This is a genomic window from Paenarthrobacter sp. CCNWLY172 (genome assembly GCF_037402035.1).
GTDB lineage: Bacteria > Actinomycetota > Actinomycetes > Actinomycetales > Micrococcaceae > Arthrobacter.
The window spans coordinates 1-20,323 of the sequence record NZ_JBBEGB010000013.1; the positions used below are offsets into that span (position 1 = coordinate 1).

The following is a 20,323-nucleotide window of genomic DNA, read 5'->3' on the forward strand; positions in this document are numbered from 1 at the left end:
GCCCCGACCACAGGTCGGGGCTCTTCCCCTTTAACCACCCAACCCCTAAACGAGGCAAAGCATCCATCAACCGGGAACTTGCCAACAACCCAGGCCAGTCGCTGTCGCTGAAGGCTTCCCGCAGGCTGCTGAAGCGGCTGTGAGACTTGACACGGGAGACCGGGAATCAGGTCCAGGCGTTCGGCTGCCGTGGTGGCGTCGAATAGAATTGCATAAGACATACGAGTCGGTAGCTGAGCGCTGCCGGCGGCGTGACAACGAAATAAGGGTTATGAGCGACTACGCACGCGCCAGTGGTCGGCTCGCAACAGGAGGAATCCACCATGGCTGAGCACAACGGCGGCAATCGCGGCGGTAATCGCGGAAACTTCGGCGGTAATCGCGACGACCGCGGTTCGTACCGCCCCAACAACAACTCAGGCGGGGACCCTCGTGGGTTCCGTTCCCGGGAGAACCGAGACGGCAACGACCGTCCGGCCCGTGACGGCGAGCGTCGTCCGTTTAACAACGACCGTGGCGATCGTAAGCCTTTCGGTGACCGCAACGATCGTCCGGCCCGTGACGGCGAGCGTCGTCCGTTTAACAACGACCGTGGCGATCGTAAGCCTTTCGGCGACCGCAACGATCGTCCGGCCCGTGACGGCGAGCGTCGCTCCTTCGGCGGCGACCGCGATCGTAAGCCTTTCGGTGACCGCAACGACCGTCCGGCCCGTGACGGAGAGCGTCGCTCCTTCGGTGGCGACCGCGATCGTAAGCCTTTCGGTGACCGCAACGATCGTCCGGCCCGTGACGGCGACCGGCGCCCCTTCAACAACGACCGTGGCGATCGTAAGCCTTTCGGCGATCGTCCCGAGCGCGGTCCGCGGAACTTCGACGGTCCCCGTCGCGACAACGATGACCGTCGCCCGTTCAACAACGACCGTGGCGACCGTAAGCCTTTCGGCGACCGCAATGATCGTCCGGCCCGTGACGGCGAGCGTCGCTCCTTCGGCGGCGACCGCGACCGTAAGCCTTTCGGCGATCGTCCCGGGCGCGGTCCGCGGAACTTTGACGGCCCCCGCCGCGACAACGATGACCGTCGCCCCTTCCACAACGACCGCGGCGACCGCAAGCCTTTCGGCGACCGCAACGACCGCGGTAACTCCTGGGAAGAGCGTCCTGCCAGGGTGCCCAACGCCAAGGACATCCGCAGCTCCAACCGTCCTGACCGTGAGCGGTCTCCCGAGATCGATGAGGATGTCACGGGCAAGGAACTCGACCGCGCCACGGGTCACCAGATCAAGACACTTGAGGAGCAGAGTGCTGGTTGGGTCGCCAAGCACCTGGTCATGGCTGGCCGCCTGATTGACATTGAGCCTGAGCTGGCCTTCCAGCACGCATTGGCTGCAAGCCGTCGTGGCGGACGCCTTTCGGTTGTTCGTGAAGCGGTGGGCCTGACCGCCTACGCCGCGGGACACTATGGCGAAGCGCTTCGTGAATTCCGTACGTACCGCCGCATCAGCGGGTCCAACGTGCACTTGCCTGTGATGGCTGACTGCGAGCGAGGCCTCGGACGTCCGGACCGTGCGTTGGATATGGTTCGTTCTCCAGAAGCCCAGGACCTCGATGCCCCGGGCAAGGTGGAGCTGGCCATGGTGGCGGCCGGTGCCCGTGCGGATTTGAAGCAGTTTGATGCTGCAGTCACCGAACTGGAAATTCCCCAGTTGGACATCAACAGGGCCTTCTCTTACAGCCCGCGACTTTTCCGTGCTTACGCTGAAGCGCTCAGCGCGGTGGGTCGCACGGAAGAAGCGGACAAGTGGGCCCGGCAGGCTTTGGTGGCTGAGAATGCTCTGGGAGTTGGCGATTTCGCTGAACCGGAGATCCTTGACCTCGGGTGGGATGAGCAGGAAGAAGCAGCCGCGAGCAAGCCGCGGTTCGTCAAGTCGGCTCCGGAGCCCGACGTCGTTAAGCCTGAGACGGAATCGGTTATTGCCGAAGCCGCAGCGGCTGACGTTGAGCACGATGACGTTGAACTTGATGACGCAGAGTCTGACTACTTCGAGTCGAACGACGCGGAGTCGGACATCGACTCCGCAGAAGACGACTCTGAGGAAGAAGAAGCCAAGGAAGAAGACGCCGAGAACCAGGGTTCTGACTCCCAGCATGGCTGATCCACTCATCTCATTGTTTGATGCCGTCCTCTCGGATCTGGACGGTGTGGTCTATGCAGGACCGCACGCCATCCCCGGGGCCGTGGAGTCGTTGCTGCGTCTGGAGACCTTTGGCGTTGGCCTTGGCTACGTGACTAACAACGCCTCCCGCACCCCGGCCCAGGTCGCTGCGCACTTGCGTGAGCTCGGTGCGCCGGCGGAGGACCATCAAGTGGTCAGTTCCTCCCAGGCAGCAGGGGAGCTTCTGGCTTCCCTGTTGCCTGCGGGGGCGCATGTGCTCATCACCGGCAGCGCAGCTCTGGCCCATGAGATTGAATTGGTGGGACTCAAGCCGGTCCACAGCGCCGCTGAGTCCCCGGTTGCCGTGGTCCAGGGATTCAACCCTGAGATCGGTTGGAAGGATCTCGCGGAGGCGTCGTATGTAGTGGCCGGTGGAGCCATGTGGTTTGCCACCAACACGGACATGTCCATACCGCAGGCTCGAGGCATGGCACCGGGCAATGGGACGCTGGTTGCTGCTGTGGCGGCTGCTACGGGGAAAACTCCTGTGGTGGCTGGCAAGCCCGAAGCGCCGCTTTTCCATGCGGCAGCGAAACGGTTGACCGCCGATCGTCCGCTGGTTGTGGGCGACCGTTTGGACACGGACATCCTGGGTGGCAACCGTGCGGGATTTGCGACGGCGGCCGTCCTCACTGGCGTGGACACCACCCACACCATCCTTGCGGCGCGGACCGACGAGCGCCCCACCTACCTTTTGGCCGACTTGGAGGGCCTTTACGCGCCCTACCCTGAGGTCATCAGCGACGACGGAACCTTCCGTTGCGGTGCAGCCTCGGCGGTCGCCGGGGACGGGACCGTCACGGTCACGGGCGCTGAGGATGACCTTGACGCTTGGCGCGCGGCCTGTGCCGCGTGGTGGGCCAGGTTCCCCGACATGGCTGTGGCGCAGGCGCCACAGGTGGAATGGCGAACTCACTAGACTGGTGCGATGACCGAGCCCAATTATGTACCGGCGGAAAGCCATGCGGGCCACGACGGCCCCGTGACTGAAAACTCTGAGCCCTCGCGCCCGGAGGTCCAGTGGCCCGATTCAGCCAGCTCCACGGGGGACCCGCTGGTGGACAGGGCCTTGGCCGTCCTGGACAACGTGCCGGCGACCCCCGTGGCTGAACACGGAGACCTGTACGCAGCCATTCACGACTCCTTGCTGGAAGCCTTGGATGCTGAACCCGGCCTCCCTGCCGCACCACAAAGTACTCCCCGCCCGGAAGGCGACAGCTAGCGTATGGCACGACTCGACCAGGAACTCGTCACCCGTGGGTTGGCGAGGTCACGTACCCATGCAGCAAAGCTCATCAGCGATGGAAAAGTCAGCTCCGCGGGGACTGTCCTCGCCAAAGCCGCACTCCAGGTGGACTCGGCTACGGACTTGGCCGTAGAGGCCCATCTCGAGGACATCTACGTCAGCCGCGCCGGTCATAAGTTGGCGGGCGCGCTGGAGGCGTTTCCCGCCGTCGTGGTTGCCGGGAAGCGGTGTCTCGACGCCGGTGCCTCCACAGGTGGCTTCACTGACGTCCTGCTGCGGCAAGGGGCGGCAAGCGTCGTGGCGGTGGATGTAGGACACGGCCAGTTGGTGCCACACCTGCGCGATGACCCCCGTGTGGACGTCCATGAGGGTCTGAACGTCAGATATATGTCTCCGGAGCAGATCGGTGGGCTCGCAAACCTGACGGTCGCGGACCTGTCGTTCATTTCGTTGACCCTGGTGGTGGCGCCGCTGGCGTACTGCACCGAACCCGGCGGGGACATGGTCCTGATGGTCAAGCCGCAATTCGAGGTGGGCAAGGAACGGCTGAGCCGAACCGGCGTGGTGTCATCGGACCATGAACGACGCCGGGCCGTTGCCCAGGTGGCCCGGGCCGCGGTGGATGCCGGGCTTGTCCTGATGGACCTTGCCGCCAGTCCGCTGCCTGGCCAGGACGGAAATGTTGAATACTTCCTGTGGATGAAGCGCGGGATGTCAGCGGTGTTGCCTAAGATCGAAGAGCGGGACGGGGACGTTGCTGCATTGATCACGAAATTCTGGCCAAACCACTAGAAAGCAGAACCCGATGAGCAGGCGTGTACTTGTCCTTGCCCACACAGGGCGGGAAGAATCGCTCCGCGCAGCGTGGGATGCCTGTACGCAACTGCATTCCTCCGGCCTGGTTCCTGTACTGCAGAAGTCTGAACTGGCCGATATTGAACGTTTTTTCGGTGCGTTGGATACACCCATTGAGATCCTTAACGACCACGTCAACCTGGAGGATGTGGAGTTGGTGATGGTCCTGGGTGGAGACGGAACCATCCTGCGGGCCGCGGAACTGGTGCGTGAGGTGGACGTCCCGTTGTTGGGAGTCAACCTGGGGCACGTGGGCTTCCTGGCTGAAAGCGAGCGTGCCGACCTGGCCCAAACAGTCGAATGGATCGCGAGTCGCCAGTACACGGTGGAAGAACGCATGACCATCGATGTCCAGGTGTGGGTCAAGGGCCGGAAGATTTGGCACACGTGGGCGTTGAACGAGGCTGCCATTGAAAAGGCCAACCGTGAGCGCATGCTGGAAGTGGTCACTGAGGTGGACGAGCGCCCGTTGACGTCCTTCGGCTGTGACGGAGTGGTCCTCGCAACTCCCACCGGTTCCACCGCTTACGCGTTCTCCTCGGGAGGACCAGTGGTGTGGCCGGAGGTGGAAGCCCTCGTGATTGTTCCGATCAGTGCCCATGCCCTGTTCGCCAAGCCGTTGGTGGTATCGCCGAGGTCCAAGCTGGCCGTCGAAATCATGAACCGCACCGAAGCCATCGGTGTCCTGTGGTGCGATGGTCGGCGTTCCGTGGACCTGCCGCCCGGGGCGCGTGTTGAAGTGACCCGTTCAGCCACCCCTGTGCGGTTGGCGCGCACCCACAAAACACCCTTTTCCGCCCGGCTCGTCCGCAAGTTTGAACTCCCCATCCACGGCTGGCGAGGACCGGCTCCGCGGAGCGGGGAAGTCCACACCGGCCCTATCCCGGTCATCCGGACCCTTTCACCGGCTCCGTTGCCCAGTCCTCGGGATGTAGACGGTCCCCGGGATGGTGACCCTTCCGACCCCACGAATGCGAAGTGAACCATGCTTGAAGAACTCCGAATCCGTGACCTTGGTGTCATCACCGATGCTGCCCTGCCCCTGGGCCCTGGCCTGAGCGTCGTCACCGGTGAAACCGGTGCGGGCAAGACCATGGTGGTGACAGCCGTCGGGCTCCTTCTGGGTGCCCGATCAGATGCAGGCGCCGTTCGTAGCGGAGCCAAATCGGCGTCCGCTGAAGCGGTGTTGAAGCTCGATCCGGCGCACAGCGCTGTTGAGCGCGCCAAGGAGGCAGGCGGTGAGGCGGAAGAGTTCGACGGCGTTGCTGAGCTCCTGCTGGCCCGTACCGTGGGTGCCGATGGGCGCAGCCGTGCCTACGTTGGCGGGCGCGCGGCGCCCGTGGGGGTCCTGGCCGAGTTGGGAGAGAGCCTGGTAGTGGTCCACGGGCAGTCGGACCAGATCCGGCTCAAGAGCGCCACTGCGCAGCGGCATGCCCTGGACCGGTTCGCCGGTGCGCCCCTTGCCAAGACGCTGGGGGAGTACCAGGAGCTCTACAGCCACTGGAAGAACATTCAGTCCGAACTCGAAACGCTGCGCAGCGAGGCCCGGGAGCGGCTGCGGGAAGCTGAGTCCCTGGACGCGGCGCTCAAGGAAATCGACGAAGTGGATCCCCAGCCAGGGGAGGACGAGACACTGAAGGCCGAGGCTGTGAAGCTCGCCAACGTCGAAGAACTCCGGTTGGCCGCCGCTGCAGCCCATGAGTCCCTCATCGCCGAGGAATTTGGGGACGCCGGCGACGCAACCACCATGGTGGATGCTGCCAAGAGGACACTTGAGCATGTTGCCGACCATGACGAGGAACTGCGCTCCGCCGCTGCCCGGCTCGCGGAGGTCGGGTTCCTCCTCAACGACATTGCAACAGAGCTGTCCAGCTATCAGGCCGCCCTGGATACGGAAGGTCCGGAGCGGCTCTCCGAAATCGAGGAGCGCCGGGCCGCCCTTGCCAAGTTGATTCGGAAATACGCCCCCAGCATTGATGAAGTGCTGGAGTGGGCGGCGACTGCCAGGACCCGGCTGGACGAGCTTCAGGATGATTCCAGCCGCATCGAGTCCCTGGATGCTGAGGTGGCTTCGACGGAAGCCACTCTCCGGAAGCAAGCAGCGGCTATCTCCAAGGCCCGCCTCAAAGCTGCCAAGGATCTCTCAGCCCGGGTCAGTGCTGAGCTCAAGGCGCTGGCGATGGCTGACGCCACCCTGGTCATTGAGGTCGATGGCAGTGGATCGTTGGGCCCTTGGGGCACCGACGAGATCGCCTTCCTTCTTCAGCCGCACTCCGGGGCTCCGGCCCGGCCTCTGGGCAAGGGAGCCTCGGGCGGTGAACTCTCCAGGGTGATGTTGGCCATCGAGGTAGTTCTCGCTGCGGTAGATCCTGTACCGACGTTCGTGTTCGATGAGGTGGACGCGGGCGTGGGTGGCCGGGCCGCCGTCGAAATCGGCCGGAGGCTGGCAATGCTTGCCCGGCACGTCCAGGTGCTGGTGGTAACGCACTTGCCGCAGGTTGCTGCCTTCGCCGATCAACACATCCGAGTCACAAAAACCTCCGTGCGCGGTGCTGACGGCAAAACAACCACCGGGTTCACCTCCAGCGACGTACAGCTGCTGAGCGAGGACGAGCGGGTCAAGGAGCTGGCCCGCATGCTGGCCGGGCAAGAAGATTCTGAATCGGCGCAGGCCCACGCCCAAGAGTTGCTGGACGACGCGAAGCTCATGCCGCAGCGCGCTTAGTGCTCTTGGCCGGGAATGCGAGCACCATCACATCGGCACACTTAATCCCGCCCGGCTCTTGCTTGGAATGCGGTGGTGAGCAACTATTGACCATTTGGGGAATCCGAACAGACGCTTGGAAGGCGTAATTGATGATAAGCTCGAATTCCGTGGTGCAGCGATCAAATTCCCGTGTAAATTCCCGGTTCCCGGGCTCGTCCAAGACGACCAAACACATCTTCGTCACCGGTGGTGTGGCGTCCTCGCTCGGTAAGGGTCTGACGGCTTCCAGCCTCGGTCACCTGCTGCGGGCACGCGGTTTGTCTGTAACTATGCAGAAGCTCGATCCCTATTTGAATGTGGATCCGGGCACGATGAACCCCTTCCAGCACGGCGAAGTATTCGTGACCGACGACGGCGCCGAAACCGACCTCGACATCGGACATTACGAGCGCTTCCTCGACGAAAACCTCGAAGGTTCGGCCAACGTCACAACGGGCCAGATCTACTCCACCGTCATCGCCAAGGAACGTCGCGGCGAATACCTCGGAGACACCGTCCAGGTCATTCCCCACATCACCGACGAAATCAAGCGGCGCATGCGGCTGCCTGCCGAAGGCAAGAACGCCCCGGACGTCATCATCACCGAAATCGGTGGCACGGTAGGTGACATCGAATCGCAGCCGTTCCTGGAGTCGGCCCGTCAGGTCCGTCAGGATGTTGGCCGCAACAACGTCTTCTTCCTGCACGTGTCGCTGGTTCCCTACATCGGACCGTCCCAGGAACTGAAGACCAAGCCGACGCAGCACTCCGTAGCTGCCCTTCGCTCCATCGGCATCCAGCCTGAAGCGATCGTGATCCGCTCGGACCGCGAAGTGCCCGACGCCATGCGCGAGAAAATCGGCCGTATGTGCGACGTCGACATCGACGCCGTAGTCAACGCAGCTGACGCCCCCAGCATCTACGACATCCCCAAGACCCTGCACTCACAGGGTCTGGACTCCTACATCGTCCGCGCACTGGACCTGCCGTTCAAGGATGTTGACTGGAGCAAGTGGGACAAACTGCTCGAAGCAGTGCACAACCCGAAGCACGAGGTCGAGGTTGCCCTGGTGGGCAAGTACATCGACCTCCCGGATGCGTACCTCTCGGTCACCGAGGCCCTTCGTGCCGGCGGTTTTGCCAACGAAGCCAAGGTCAAGATCCGCTGGGTCCCCTCCGACGAGTGCGAGACCCATGCCGGGGCCACGAAGGCCTTGGCCGGTGTGGACGCCATCTGCGTGCCCGGCGGCTTTGGTATCCGCGGCCTCGAAGGCAAGCTCGGTGCCTTGAAGTTCGCTCGTGAGTCCAAGCTCCCGGTCCTTGGCCTGTGCCTCGGCCTGCAGTGCATGGTGATCGAGTACGCCCGCAACGTGGTTGGCCTCGAAGGCGCCTCCTCCAGCGAGTTCGAGCCCGACTCCAAGTACCCGGTCATCGCCACCATGGAAGAGCAGCTGGACATCGTGGAAGGCAAGGGAGACCTCGGCGGCACCATGCGTCTGGGCCTCTACGAAGCCAAGCTGGACGAGGGTTCGGTCATCGCCGAGACGTACGGCACCACCACGGTCAGCGAACGCCACCGCCACCGCTACGAGGTCAACAACAAGTACCGTGACCAGATCGCAGCAGAAGGTCTGGTGTTCTCCGGTACTTCTCCTGACGGCAAGTTGGTGGAGTATGTGGAACTTCCCCGCGAGGTCCACCCGTATTACGTGGCAACGCAGGCGCACCCCGAGCTCAGCTCGCGCCCCACTCGCCCCCACCCGCTGTTCGCAGGTTTGGTCAAAGCTGCCTTGGAGCGTCGCGAAGGTGCCCCCGTGGCCACCAAGACCGGTGCCCGCACGGTAGCTGCCAAGTAAACGCAAGTACTAACGAAGGACGGCGCGATGCCCGGAATTTCTGAAACCCCCCGCACATCAAGGCAGGTTTCGGACATGCCGAGCCCGCGCCGTCTTTTGTCTACCAGCAAGGTTTACGAAGGCAGAATTTGGGACGTTGTCAGCGACTCGTTCCAACTCAGCGATGGCACGGACACCCTTGTTCGTGACTACATTGACCACCCAGGCGCAGTAGCAGTGCTCCCCATGAACGTGGACGGCGAGATCCTGCTGCTGAAGCAGTACCGGCATCCGGTGGGCATGGACCTGTGGGAGATCCCGGCGGGCCTGCTGGACGTCGAAGGCGAAGACTTCGTGGTGGGGGCGGCCCGGGAATTGGCGGAGGAAGCTGACTTGGTCGCGGCTACGTGGAACGTCCTGGTGGACTTCTTCAACTCGCCCGGTTCGTCCAGCGAAGCAGTCCGGATCTATCTGGCGCGTGGCATCAGTGACGTTCCCGTGGCGGACCGGCACGTCCGCACCGATGAAGAGGCCGAAATTGAACTCCACTGGGTGCCGCTCGATGACGCCGTGAAGGCAGTGCTGGAAGGCCGCCTGCACAATCCTTCCGCGGTGCTGGGCATCCTGGCTGCCGCAGCTGCAAAAGCCGATGGGTTCACTGGGCTTCGTCCCGCCAATGCGCCGTGGCCGGCTCACCCGAGCCAGCGCTGAGCATGGCCGAGGCTGCCACCAGAACCCCCACTGGCCTTGACCGCGCAGTAACGGACTACCTGCAGCATGTGGGTGTGGAGCGCGGCCTGGCAGCGAACACCCTTGCGGCGTACCGCAGGGATTTGACACGTTACTCCAACTTCCTCACGGGCCAGGGCGTGGAACGGCCTGGCGACATCACCCGGCATCATGTGACCGCCTTCGCCCAGGCCTTGTCGGATGGAAGCGATGGCGCCGCAGTGCTGGGTGTCCGCTCCGCTGCGCGAACGGTGGTGGCCGTCCGCGGACTTCACAAATTCTGGGCACTTGAAGGAACCACGACGGCGGACCCCGCCAGCGATGTCCACCCGCCTATGCCGGGCAAACGGCTTCCCAAGGCCATCAGCGTCGGCGAGGTCACGCGGATCCTGGAAGCTGCGGGAGCCGATTCGCCCACAGGGCTCAGAGACCGTGCTCTCCTTGAATTCCTGTACTCCACCGGTGCCCGCATCAGCGAAGCAGTCGGGTTGGACGTGGATGATATCTCCCTCGAAGACACCGGTGGCGATCCTGCGATCGTCCGATTGTTCGGCAAGGGCTCCAAAGAGCGGCTGGTGCCCCTCGGCTCCTACGGAGCCCGCGCCGTCGGAGCTTATGTTGTCCGGGGCAGGCCGCTGCTGGCATCCAAAGGAAAAGGAACGCCGGCGCTGTTCCTCAACGCCCGCGGGGGCCGGATCAGCAGGCAGAGCGCCTGGACCATCCTCAAAGCGGCGGCTGAGAAAGCCAACATCACCAAGGACGTCTCGCCGCACACACTCCGCCACTCCTTCGCCACCCACTTGCTGGAAGGCGGAGCCGACGTCAGGGTGGTGCAGGAACTGCTGGGGCATGCCTCGGTGACCACCACCCAGGTTTACACCTTGGTTACCGCAGAGACCTTGCGCGAGGTCTATGCGGCGGCGCACCCGAGGGCGCTGGGCTAAGAGGGCGCTGGGCCAAGAGCGCGTTCGGCGAACTACCCGAGCACGTTCAGCGTCAACTCCACGGCGTCCACGAACAACGCCAACAGCGACGTCCCCAGGCCGGCCACCAGCAGGAGCCCCGGATGTGCCAGGCCCACGACTACGCGCTTGAGCCGGGGCCGTCCCTTGAGGAACTTCTTGGGAACCCGGGTCTTCACCGGCACCTGCCGCCAGCCGCGCAACCGTCGAAGGAACCATGCACAGCGCACAATGAAGGCCATCCAGAGGACGGAGAGCACCAGCGGAACGGCAGCGAGCATGAGGTTGAAGCCCAACGCCGTAACTTCCTTTTCGGAATCGCCGATCACGGTTTGGACGGTGGTGGAGATGGAAGCGCTCATCACCACCGAGGCGGCCCACACCATGAACGCCGCCACAAGCGCCAGGAACCGTACAAAAAAGTGACCCAGCACTGTTGCATCCACTGCTCTGAGATGACTGCGGGGCGTGGCATGCAGGACCACCAGCGTGGAGATCAACGTGGGCAGTGCCGCAACGAGGACCAGGAGGTACCAGGTCCATCCGGCCAGGTCCACCACTTCGTCCAAAACAATAAGCCCGGCCCACAGCACAGTCCAGGCCCACCCTGCATAGAGGGGGCGGGCCACCAGCCAGCGGGGTAGCCATAGGTCCCGTTCGGGCGTGGCTTTTGTGGCTGTTTCGGCAGCCGCACTTTCCTCGACGGACGGAGGATCTGCAGCGTCGTCAACGGCGGCCACATTGGCTGGCCGGTTACCCCCACCTTCAGTCATGGGCTCACTGTAGCAATGGCAGCACTGGCGGGGGAGATCAGGTTAAGGTAGGCAGCATGACTGCAGCCCATGTGACTTTGTGCTTCCTCCTCCGCGACGGTGCGGACGGCGAGCACGTCCTCCTCGGCACCAAGAAGACTGGCTTCGGCAGGGGCAAGGTAGTGGGAGTGGGCGGGCACGTGGAGCCGGGTGAGACCGCCTCCCAGGCAGCATGCCGGGAGGTCATGGAGGAAATCAATGTAGTGGTTGCCGCGCAGGACCTGGTTCCGGCGGGCACTGTTGACTTTGTGTTTCCGGCGAGGCCGGAGTGGAACATGGCCACCACTGTGTTCCTGACCCGCACGTGGGAGGGGGAACCTTCCGAAAGCGACGAGATCGCCCCGGCATGGTTCCCGGTGATGCAACTCCCCGTGGACCGGATGTGGGCCGACGCCGAACACTGGCTGCCGGCCATGATTGCCGGCCAGCGCATTGCGGTGCGGGTGGCCTTGGCAGCAGATAACGAAAATGTAGCTGACGTCCACACCACTGATTGGGTGGACCAGCCGTAGCAGAAACGCGGAAAGAACGACGCCGGACCGGTCGCCTTTCGGTGACCGGCCCGGCGTCGTACGTCTCTTTGACTAACCGGAAACGTTAGGGCACGTGCCGCTCTTCCGGCCCGTTGTATTCGCTCAGGGGACGGATGAGCGAGTTGGAGGCTACCTGTTCCATGATGTGGGCGGTCCAGCCGGTGATGCGGCTGGCGACGAACAGCGGGGTGAACGTCTGGGTGTCGAAGCCCATCAGGTGGTAGGTGGGGCCGGCCGGGTAGTCGAGGTTGGGCTTGATGGCCTTGGCCTCGTCCATGGCCTGTTCCAAGCCGTTGTACAGCCCAAGGAGTTCCGGGCGCCCGTAGTGGGCGATCATCTTGTCCAGGGCGGCCTTCATGGTGGGTACACGGGAGTCGCCGTGCTTGTAGACGCGGTGGCCGAAGCCCATGACTTTCTTCTTCTGTGCCAGGGCGTCTTCCATCCAGGCCCGGGCACGGGTGGCGGCTTCCTCGAGGGACTCTTCGCTGCGGATGCCGATTTCGTCGAAGGTGTGCATGACGGCCTCGTTGGCGCCACCGTGCAACGGACCCTTGAGGGCGCCGATCGCGGCGGTCACCGCTGAGTGCAGGTCAGCGAGCGTGGAGGTGACCACACGGGCGGTGAAGGTGGAGGCGTTGAAGGAGTGCTCTGCATACAGGATCATCGAGACGTTGAACGCCTCCACCACCTCGGGCACCTGTTCTTCGCCGAACGTCATCCACAGGAAGTTGGCCGAATAGTCCAGGTCCTCCCGCGGTTCCACGGGTTCCTGGCCGCGGCGGCGGCGCTGGTCGTAGGCCACGACGGAAGGCATGGCAGCCCAGAGGTCTATTGCCTTCTTCATGTTTGCTTCCGGTGAAGAATCTTCAGCCAGTTCATGCCGGGCGCCGAGCACGGATGCCGCCGTGCGGCACACATCCATGGGGTGGGCGGTGGTGGGCAGGGTGTCGATGACCTGTTTGACCACGGGGTCCAAAGCGCGGCCGGCGCGTTCCCTGGCAGTAAATTCAGCCAGCTCTTCCTCGGTGGGCAGTTCGCCGTTCCACAGCAGGTAGGCGACCTCTTCGAAGCTGCATTTGGCGGCCAGTTCCTGGACCGGATACCCGCGGTAGAGCAGCGAGTTGGTGTCCGGGTTGACCTTCGAGACGGCGGTGTAGTCCACCACGACTCCGGCAAGGCCTTTTTTGATGTCAACAGCTGCCATGCTGCTCTCCTTCGTTCATAATGCAGGCGCACCGGTGAGTCCGGAGTGCCTGCTTTCCCCTTGATGAATCCGGTACCTAGCGGACGCCAGGAACCTGGAAGTTAAAAACGCCGGTATCGAATTGGTTGTATGCCTCGTAGTCGACGAGTTCGTAGAGGCGTGCACGCGTGAGCATGTTTTCCACTTCCGCCTCTTGGGTCCCCGCAGCCCTGATCGATTCCAGAGTACGCTCTGCAGCGCCCATGGCAATGCGGAGCAGTGTGACGGGGTAGATGACCATGTTCACCCCGACTCCTTGGAGCTGGTCGACGGTGAAGAGCTCGCTTTTGCCGAACTCGGTCATGTTGGCCAGGATCGGCACGTCGACGGCGTCGCGGATGGCCTGGAACTCGCTCAAATCACGCATGGCTTCGGGGAAGATCGCATCAGCGCCGGCGTCTACGAGGGCTTTGGCGCGGTCCTGTGCGGCCTGGATTCCTTCGACTGCCCGGATGTCCGTGCGGGCCATGATGAGGAAGTTCGAGTCGCGCCGGGCGTCTGCTGCGGCGCGGATGCGTTTGGTGGCGGTGTCGATGTCGACGACGTTCTTGCCGTCCAGGTGTCCGCAGCGTTTCGGGTTGAACTGGTCCTCGATGTGGCAGCCGGCCAGGCCCGCGTTCTCGAGTTCCTGGATGGTGCGGGCCACGTTCATGGGTTCACCGAAGCCGGTGTCGGCGTCCACCAAGGACGGCAAATCGGTCATGCGGGCGATCTGCCCGGCGCGGGTGGCTACCTCGGTCAGGGTGGTGAGGCCGATGTCCGGCAGGCCGAGGTCGTTGGCCAGGACCGCGCCGGAGATGTAGACGCCGGCGAAGCCTTTTTCCTCGATGAGCCGGGCCGAGAGCGGGTTGAAGGCGCCTGGGAACTGCTGCACGGTCCCGGAGGCCAGCAATTCCCGCAGCTTCACCCGCTTTTGTTCGGGAGTGACTTTGGAGTACAGCATTTAGAACAGTCCCTTCGGAGCTGCTTCGAGGTTGATGACGCCGGGGGCTGCGGTGATGTTCAGCTGGTCCAGTTCGCCTTCGGCCAGTTCGGTGACGCGTTCGACGGCGGCGAGGAACCTCTCGATTTCGGCTTCCTCCACGAGTCCTGCAGCGAGGGTGCGGAACTTGTTGACGTACTGCTCGCGGGCGAACGGCCGGGCCCCGAGCGGGTGGGCATCGGCCACGGCGATCTCGTCCGTGACAACCGACCCATCCGTGAGTGTGATGACAACAGTGCCGCCGAAGGCTTTCTCTGCGATGTCCAGGGAGTGGTAGCGGCGGGTCCATTCCGGGTCCTCGACGGTGGTGACCTTGTGCCAGAGTTCCACGGTGTCCGGGCGTGCTGCGCGTTCGGGGGCGTAGGAGTCCACGTGGTGCCACGCGCCGTCCTGCAACGCGACCGTGAAGATGTACGGGATGGAGTGGTCAAGGGTTTCGCGGGATGCGGTGGGGGAGTACTTCTGGGGATCGTTCGCCCCGGAGCCGATCACGTAGTGCGTGTGGTGGCTGGTCTTGATCAGCACGGATTCCACGTTGGCCGGGTCCGTGGTTTCGGGGTGTTCACGGTTGAGCTTGCGGGCGAGGTCGATCCACGCCTGGGCCTGGTATTCGGCGGAGTGTTCCTTGGTGTAGGTGTCCAGGATCGCGCGCTTGGCTTCACCCGGGAGCGGCAACGGAACCTCGTAGGAGGCGTCCGGGCCATCCAGCATCCAGGCGATCACGCCGTCTTCGCCTTCATAGATCGGCACGGGCGAGGTCTGTCCGCGCATGGAACGGTCCACGGCTTCGACGGCCATTTTGCCTGCGAAGGCCGGGGCGTGTGCTTTCCAGGTGGAGATTTCGCCCTTGCGGGACTGCCGTGTGGCGGTGGTGGTGTGGAGGGCCTGGCCCACGGACTGGAAGATCGTCTCAACATCCAATCCCAGCAACGTGCCGATTCCCGCGGCGGCGGAGGGGCCGAGGTGGGCCACATGGTCGATCTTGTGCTTGTGCAGGCAGATGGCCTTGACCAGGTTCACCTGGATCTCGTACCCGGTGGCGATGGCACGGACAAGGTCTGCACCGTTGGAGCCCACGTGCTGGGCGACGGCGAGGATCGGGGGGATGTTATCTCCGGGGTGGGAGTAGTCCGCGGCCAGGAACGTGTCGTGGTAGTCGAGTTCGCGCACGGCCACACCGTTGGCCCATGCCGCCCACTCGGGGGAGACCTGCTCGGTGATGCCGAAGACGTGGGCTCCCTTGCCGTTGGCAGAAGGGGAATGGGTCAATGCCTGGGCGCGGGCTGCGACGATCGGTGCCCGGTTCAGCGAGGCGATGGCCACAGAGGCGTTGTCGATGATCCGGTTGATCACCATGTCGGTGACCTCGGGGGTGACCTCGACGGGATCAGCGGCGACCACGGCGATCTTATGCGCCAGCTGCTCCTCGCGGGGGAGGTTCTCTTCGCTCTTGTAAACGCGGACGTGATGGTTCTTGACCATGGTGCTCCTTCTAGGCAGGCTGTTTCAGGGCAGTGGTGTGGGTGGCTTTAACGTGGGTGAGGCTGCGGTGCAAGTGGACTGTGGTGGCGGCCTCGGCCAGCCGTGGTTTGCCCGCGGCGATGGCCTCGGCAATCGCGGCATGTTCCGCGGCTGCCGCGTGGAGCCTGGCAGTGTCATCGGCGGCCAGGCGGCGGACCCGGACCAAGTGGACGCGCAAGCTGCGCATCGCCTGGGCAAGGTAGGAATTGGAGACCGCAGCGTCGATGGCGTCATCCAGGCGACCCACCAAGGCGTAGTACTCATGGCGCGCGGGATCGTCGTCGCGGAGCAGTTCTGGGGCCAGCAGCAGCTGGGTATGCAACTCGGCGAAGATCCCTGGTTCCCCACGCTGGGCAGCCAACGCCGCGGCCCTCACTTCAAGGGTTTCGCGCAACTCGAACAACTCGTCGATGCTCTCAAGCGAAATATCGGTCACGACGACGCCGCGGCCTCCTGCCGCCGTCGTCAATCCCTCCGCGGTGAGCCGGCCCAGCGCCTCACGGACCGGCGTCCGGGACACCCCGAGACGTTCGGACTGCTCCACTTCCGCCAAGACAGTACCTGGCCGCAGGCGCCATTCAATGATGTCTTCTCGGAGGGCGTTGTAAGCCCGATCACTGGCGCGCATGCCCCCAGTGTATACACCGATGGCCTCTGAGGCGAGCAATACGGCCAAAAATGCTTTCTGTGTATACAGGCGCCTATCCGCGATTCCAGCCGTACTCGTTCTCAGGGCGCCCAGGGGTGCCGTACCGGGGCGCCCTGGTGACTGTCCCGGCGTCGGCCAAATATTCCAGATACCGGCGTGCGGTGACGCGGGACATGCCCAGGGCGTCCATGACTTCGCTCGCGGAGACCGCTTCCTGCCGCGCCCGCATCAGGTCTTTCACCGCTTCCAGGGTGGATCCCGAAAGGCCCTTCGGCAGCGGTAGTTCCGTCGGAGCGCGGAGGCTGGCAAAGGCCTGGTCCACATCGCTTTGGGAGGCTCCCGCCTTGGAGATTCCGGACAATGAACCGGCCAGCTGCTCACGGAACGTTCGGTAGCTGCCGAGCTTGTCCGCGAATGTTGCATACGTGAAGGGCTTAATGAGGTACTGCACGACGCCGATGGACACGGCGCTGCGCACGATGTTCAGTTCCCGGACAGCGGTGATGGCAATGATGTCGGCAAAAACTCCCGCGGACCTCATGCGCCGGGCCACGTCGAGCCCGTGAAGGTCAGGCAGATTCATGTCCAGCAGGACCAAGTCAACGGGGGCCCCCGATGCAGCGAACTCCCCAAGGATGCGCAGTGCCGACTGGCCGTCAGGGGCAGTGCCCACCAGCGAAAACCCGTCCAGGCGGCCGACATAGACGGAGTGGGCGTCCGAAGCTATGGGCTCATCCTCCACTACCAGGACACGGATGTCTGTCATGCCTTCTCTTCCTCAGGAACCGACGCGGGCAGCACTACATGGAATTGTGCTCCGCCGGGATTGCTGATGGTCATCGTACCGTTGAGCCGATCCACGGCCTGGCGCACCAGTGCCAGGCCAACGCCGCGCCCGTGGGAGCCGCGCGGGTTTTTGTCCGGAGACTTCGTGCTGAAGCCGTACTGCAGTACGTCGTCAATGGACTCCGGATTGATGCCACTCCCGGAGTCCCGGACCGTGAATTCGACGGCGGCAGGTCCGGCTTCCACGTCCAGCTCCACCTTCCGTGGGAAGTCACCGGCAGCCGCGGCATCAATGGCATTGTCCAGCAGGTTTCCGAGGATCGTCACCAGGTCCTGGATCTCCAGGCCACGGACACCGGAACTCCCTGACGTCCGGACCTCCAACTCCACCCCGCGTTCGTGGGCTTCTGCCGCCTTGCCCATCACCAAGGCGCTCATGACGGGCTCATCCACCGACGCCACCATGTCGTCGGTGAGTTGCTGGCTGAGTTCAAGGTCCTTGGTGGCAAAGTCCAAAGCCTGGGGTGTGCGGCCAAGTTCCAGCAGGGAGACGATCATGTGAAGCCGGTTTGCGTGTTCATGTGTCTGCGCGCGCAGCGCATCCGAGAGGGTTTTCATGGTCTGGAGTTCCGAGCCCAGGGATTCGATCTCGGTACGGTCGCGGATGGTGGCCACTGTGCCGTAGACCGCCGGTTTCTGTCGGCTGCGCTCAGGCACCGGCCCTACTGCGGGGGCCTGGTTCACTACCAGGATCCGGGAACCGGTCAGGTGAATCTCGTCGTGTGCTGGCCTGCCGGATTCGAACAGCGCCCGCAGGCTGCCGTCGAAGGGGAGATCAGCGAGTTTCGGGGCATCGACAGGGGAACGGTCGGCGTCCGAAGGCTGCAGGCCCAGCAACTCGGCGGCTTGGTCGTTATACATGACTGCCTTGCCGTGGTTATCGATCAGGATCACACCCTCGCGTACGGAGTGCAGGACCGACTCGTAGTAGGCAAACAGCTGAGCGAGCTGTTCCGGTCCCCAGCCCCGCGTTACCGATCTCAGATACCGCCCAAGGAGCCACGAAGCGACGGAGCCAAAGCTCAACACCACCAGTGCTATGCCTCCGATCACCCCCAGGCGCTCGGCCACATCCGTATCTACCGTCCGGACGGTAACTCCCGCTGCCACCAGGGCTTTGACGGTTCCGTCGGCAGCTTTGACCGGTGCGATGGTTCGAACCGACGGACCCAAGGTGCCTGCCGTGACCTCCGTGAACGTCTCGCCCCGCAGCGCGGGCTCAATGGTTCCGATGTACGGCTTGCCGAGTTCTTCGACCCTCGGGTGCGTCCAGCGCGTCCTGTCCGGAGCCATGATGGTGATGAAATCGGCATCAGCATCGTCCATGACGTCCAGCGCGTAGGGCTGCAGCGTAGCAGAGGGCTCCGCAGCTGAAGCCGCGTCCAGGACCAACGGGTTGTCGGCAATGGATGTCGCCACGGCGAGCATTCGACCCCCGGCGTTGTCGTAGGCCCTGTCCCGGGCTTCCACCACGGAAAAGGCTCCAAACACCGCCGTCAGGACCAGGACGAACAGGAGGTTTGCCACAAACAACCTGCGGGCGATGCTCCAGCTGTGAAACACGTGGACCTCCATGACCAATATGACCGCAACGGTGATGTGTGTCACCAACGGCTCAATGATGGATATCACACAAGGGCAGCGGATTGGACATCAGTGCAGGACCGCAGCGCCTTACACAGTATCCAAAGGAGAATCCCATGACCTCTCAACGAGGAGAGTCGGCAGTAGCTGCCAAAGCTGGACGCAAGGGGCTCGACAAGTCGCATTACTTGTACATCGCGGTCATCCTTGCCGTAGTACTCGGCGCCGTGGTCGGCTTGATGTTCCCCGAAGTCGGCAAGTCACTCAAGCCACTCGGCGATGGCTTCATCAAGCTCATCAAGATGATGATCGCGCCGGTCATTTTCTGCACCATCGTCCTGGGCATCGGCTCCATCGCCAAGGCTGCCACCGTTGGCAAGGTGGGTGGCCTCGCCCTCGGCTACTTCGTGGCCATGTCAACCTTTGCCCTGGCCATCGGCCTCGTGGTGGGCAACCTCATCCACCCGGGTGAGGGACTCAAGCTGACCCCGTACGATCCCACCAAGAAGGCGGACACCAACAGCACTGTTGACTTCCTTCTGGGCATCATCCCCGGTGATATCCCGGTCCTGCCCACACTGCTTGCCGCGATCCTGGTCGGTTTCGCCTTGCAGAAAATGGGCAAGCAGGGAGCCCCTATCCTCGCCGCAATCGGCCACGGCCAGCGCCTCGTCTTCCGCATCCTCATCATGATCATGTGGCTGGCGCCGGTAGGCGCGTTCGGTGCCATTGCCGCCGTCGTTGGTGCCACCGGCGCCCAGGCAATCCTCAGCATGTTCACGCTGATGCTGGCCTTCTATGTCACCTGCGCACTGTTCATCGTGGTGATCCTCGGAACCCTGCTCCGTGCAGTGGCCGGCGTCAACATCTTCAAGCTCATGAAGTACCTGGCCCGTGAGTACCTCCTGATCTTCTCCACTTCCTCCTCCGAAGCAGCGCTGCCCCGCCTGATCGCCAAGATGGAGCACCTGGGTGTCTCCAAGCCGGTAGTTGGCGTCACCGTTCCCACGGGCTACTCCTTCAACCTTGACGGCACGGCGATCTACCTGACCATGGCTTCGCTCTTCGTCGCCAACGCCATGGGCACCCCGCTGGACCTCGGCGCCCAGGTCTCCTTGTTGGTCTTCATGATCATCGCTTCAAAGGGTGCCGCCGGTGTCACGGGAGCGGGACTTGCAACCCTTGCCGCAGGTCTTCAGGCACACAAGCCTGAGCTGCTCGGCGGCGTGGGCATGATCGTAGGAATCGACCGCTTCATGTCCGAGGCCCGCGCCTTGACCAACTTCACCGGCAACGCAGTAGCCACGGTCCTGATCGGAACCTGGGTGAAGGAAATCGACAATGGACAGGTGGAGCGTGTCCTCTCCGGCAGCGAACCCTTCGATGAGCAGACCATGATCGCCCATGGCGGCGAAGAAGAGGCCGCTCCTGAAGCTGAAACCCGCGAAAAGGCAACCGTCTAACCCGGGCAGGGATCAGCGCATCGCATCATTTACGAAGGCCGGCACCTCTCCAGGTGCCGGCCTTCCGCATGTGGCCGCCAAACTGCGGCAATGAAGGCAACCTT

General features: G+C 63.5%; 18 protein-coding genes. 11 read left to right on the top strand and 7 right to left on the bottom strand.

Going from position 1 to position 20,323, the window contains the following annotated elements; translation table 11 throughout:
* Positions 1–323 precede the first annotated feature (323 nt).
* The 9 genes from WBN73_RS17830 (at position 324) to xerD (ending at position 10,568) form a co-directional block, all read left to right on the top strand.
* On the top strand, positions 324–2,153 hold the full coding sequence (locus WBN73_RS17830; RefSeq protein WP_337340975.1) for a hypothetical protein: 1,830 nt from the start codon (positions 324–326) through the stop codon (positions 2,151–2,153).
* On the top strand, positions 2,146–3,132 hold the full coding sequence (locus WBN73_RS17835) for an HAD-IIA family hydrolase (protein WP_207597074.1): 987 nt from the start codon (positions 2,146–2,148) through the stop codon (positions 3,130–3,132). The genes WBN73_RS17830 and WBN73_RS17835 overlap by 8 nt, the downstream gene beginning before the upstream one ends.
* Positions 3,133–3,141: 9 nt before the next feature.
* On the top strand, positions 3,142–3,435 hold the full coding sequence (locus WBN73_RS17840; protein WP_337340974.1) for a hypothetical protein: 294 nt from the start codon (positions 3,142–3,144) through the stop codon (positions 3,433–3,435).
* 3 nt (positions 3,436–3,438) lie between these two features.
* A complete protein-coding gene (locus WBN73_RS17845; protein ID WP_207597076.1) occupies positions 3,439–4,251 on the top strand; it encodes a TlyA family RNA methyltransferase in 813 nt (270 codons plus the stop codon).
* 13 nt (positions 4,252–4,264) lie between these two features.
* A complete protein-coding gene (locus WBN73_RS17850) occupies positions 4,265–5,296 on the top strand; it encodes an NAD kinase (RefSeq protein ID WP_207597077.1) in 1,032 nt (343 codons plus the stop codon).
* A gap of 3 nt (positions 5,297–5,299) precedes the next feature.
* Positions 5,300–7,039: a DNA repair protein RecN gene (gene recN / locus WBN73_RS17855; RefSeq protein WP_280627686.1), complete on the top strand. Its 1,740-nt coding sequence runs from the start codon at positions 5,300–5,302 to the stop codon at positions 7,037–7,039.
* Between the two features lie 131 nt (positions 7,040–7,170).
* Positions 7,171–8,916, top strand: coding sequence for a CTP synthase (locus WBN73_RS17860; RefSeq protein WP_207597079.1), 1,746 nt, complete (start codon positions 7,171–7,173; stop codon positions 8,914–8,916).
* A 27-nt stretch (positions 8,917–8,943) separates the two neighbouring features.
* Complete coding sequence (locus tag WBN73_RS17865; protein ID WP_207597080.1) at positions 8,944–9,606, top strand: NUDIX domain-containing protein; 663 nt, start codon at positions 8,944–8,946, stop codon at positions 9,604–9,606.
* A 2-nt stretch (positions 9,607–9,608) separates the two neighbouring features.
* Positions 9,609–10,568 carry a site-specific tyrosine recombinase XerD gene (xerD, locus tag WBN73_RS17870; protein WP_207597528.1) on the top strand — a complete coding sequence of 320 codons (960 nt, stop codon included), beginning with the start codon at positions 9,609–9,611 and terminating at the stop codon, positions 10,566–10,568.
* Between the two features lie 32 nt (positions 10,569–10,600).
* Here the strand turns inward: xerD and WBN73_RS17875 are convergent, their stop codons facing one another.
* Positions 10,601–11,359 carry a hypothetical protein gene (locus WBN73_RS17875; protein WP_207597081.1) on the bottom strand — a complete coding sequence of 253 codons (759 nt, stop codon included), beginning with the start codon at positions 11,357–11,359 and terminating at the stop codon, positions 10,601–10,603.
* A gap of 56 nt (positions 11,360–11,415) precedes the next feature.
* Between WBN73_RS17875 and WBN73_RS17880 the strand changes: the two genes are divergently transcribed.
* Complete coding sequence (locus WBN73_RS17880) at positions 11,416–11,910, top strand: 8-oxo-dGTP diphosphatase (RefSeq protein WP_207597082.1); 495 nt, start codon at positions 11,416–11,418, stop codon at positions 11,908–11,910.
* 85 nt (positions 11,911–11,995) lie between these two features.
* Here the strand turns inward: WBN73_RS17880 and WBN73_RS17885 are convergent, their stop codons facing one another.
* The 6 genes from WBN73_RS17885 to WBN73_RS17910 form a co-directional block, all read right to left on the bottom strand.
* Complete coding sequence (locus WBN73_RS17885; protein WP_337340973.1) at positions 11,996–13,135, bottom strand: bifunctional 2-methylcitrate synthase/citrate synthase; 1,140 nt, start codon at positions 13,133–13,135, stop codon at positions 11,996–11,998.
* A 76-nt stretch (positions 13,136–13,211) separates the two neighbouring features.
* The gene (prpB, locus tag WBN73_RS17890; RefSeq protein ID WP_337340972.1) at positions 13,212–14,117 is read right to left on the bottom strand and encodes a methylisocitrate lyase; all 906 of its coding nucleotides are present in this window, start codon (positions 14,115–14,117) and stop codon (positions 13,212–13,214) included.
* Complete coding sequence (locus WBN73_RS17895) at positions 14,118–15,638, bottom strand: MmgE/PrpD family protein (RefSeq protein WP_337340971.1); 1,521 nt, start codon at positions 15,636–15,638, stop codon at positions 14,118–14,120.
* Positions 15,639–15,648: 10 nt separating this feature from the next.
* A complete protein-coding gene (locus WBN73_RS17900) occupies positions 15,649–16,305 on the bottom strand; it encodes a GntR family transcriptional regulator (protein ID WP_337340970.1) in 657 nt (218 codons plus the stop codon).
* 73 nt (positions 16,306–16,378) lie between these two features.
* Positions 16,379–17,092, bottom strand: a complete 714-nt coding sequence (locus tag WBN73_RS17905; protein WP_280627691.1) for a response regulator — start codon at positions 17,090–17,092, stop codon at positions 16,379–16,381.
* On the bottom strand, positions 17,089–18,735 hold the full coding sequence (locus WBN73_RS17910) for a sensor histidine kinase (protein WP_207597529.1): 1,647 nt from the start codon (positions 18,733–18,735) through the stop codon (positions 17,089–17,091). The genes WBN73_RS17905 and WBN73_RS17910 overlap by 4 nt, the downstream gene beginning before the upstream one ends.
* A gap of 137 nt (positions 18,736–18,872) precedes the next feature.
* Between WBN73_RS17910 and WBN73_RS17915 the strand changes: the two genes are divergently transcribed.
* Positions 18,873–20,219, top strand: coding sequence for a cation:dicarboxylate symporter family transporter (locus tag WBN73_RS17915; RefSeq protein ID WP_207597087.1), 1,347 nt, complete (start codon positions 18,873–18,875; stop codon positions 20,217–20,219).
* The last annotated feature ends 104 nt before the right edge of the window (positions 20,220–20,323 follow it).

Coding starts and splice junctions, on each gene's coding strand:
- recN (WP_280627686.1), top strand. CDS start 5,300: ATGCTTGAAGAACTCCGAATCCGTGACCTTGGTGTCATCACCGATGCT.
- WBN73_RS17915 (WP_207597087.1), top strand. CDS start 18,873: ATGACCTCTCAACGAGGAGAGTCGGCAGTAGCTGCCAAAGCTGGACGC.
- WBN73_RS17835 (WP_207597074.1), top strand. CDS start 2,146: ATGGCTGATCCACTCATCTCATTGTTTGATGCCGTCCTCTCGGATCTG.
- prpB (WP_337340972.1), bottom strand. CDS start 14,117: ATGCTGTACTCCAAAGTCACTCCCGAACAAAAGCGGGTGAAGCTGCGG.
- WBN73_RS17905 (WP_280627691.1), bottom strand. CDS start 17,092: ATGACAGACATCCGTGTCCTGGTAGTGGAGGATGAGCCCATAGCTTCG.
- WBN73_RS17900 (WP_337340970.1), bottom strand. CDS start 16,305: ATGCGCGCCAGTGATCGGGCTTACAACGCCCTCCGAGAAGACATCATT.
- WBN73_RS17875 (WP_207597081.1), bottom strand. CDS start 11,359: ATGACTGAAGGTGGGGGTAACCGGCCAGCCAATGTGGCCGCCGTTGAC.
- xerD (WP_207597528.1), top strand. CDS start 9,609: ATGGCCGAGGCTGCCACCAGAACCCCCACTGGCCTTGACCGCGCAGTA.
- WBN73_RS17850 (WP_207597077.1), top strand. CDS start 4,265: ATGAGCAGGCGTGTACTTGTCCTTGCCCACACAGGGCGGGAAGAATCG.
- WBN73_RS17895 (WP_337340971.1), bottom strand. CDS start 15,638: ATGGTCAAGAACCATCACGTCCGCGTTTACAAGAGCGAAGAGAACCTC.
- WBN73_RS17880 (WP_207597082.1), top strand. CDS start 11,416: ATGACTGCAGCCCATGTGACTTTGTGCTTCCTCCTCCGCGACGGTGCG.
- WBN73_RS17845 (WP_207597076.1), top strand. CDS start 3,439: ATGGCACGACTCGACCAGGAACTCGTCACCCGTGGGTTGGCGAGGTCA.
- WBN73_RS17860 (WP_207597079.1), top strand. CDS start 7,171: ATGATAAGCTCGAATTCCGTGGTGCAGCGATCAAATTCCCGTGTAAAT.
- WBN73_RS17885 (WP_337340973.1), bottom strand. CDS start 13,135: ATGGCAGCTGTTGACATCAAAAAAGGCCTTGCCGGAGTCGTGGTGGAC.
- WBN73_RS17830 (WP_337340975.1), top strand. CDS start 324: ATGGCTGAGCACAACGGCGGCAATCGCGGCGGTAATCGCGGAAACTTC.
- WBN73_RS17865 (WP_207597080.1), top strand. CDS start 8,944: ATGCCCGGAATTTCTGAAACCCCCCGCACATCAAGGCAGGTTTCGGAC.
- WBN73_RS17840 (WP_337340974.1), top strand. CDS start 3,142: ATGACCGAGCCCAATTATGTACCGGCGGAAAGCCATGCGGGCCACGAC.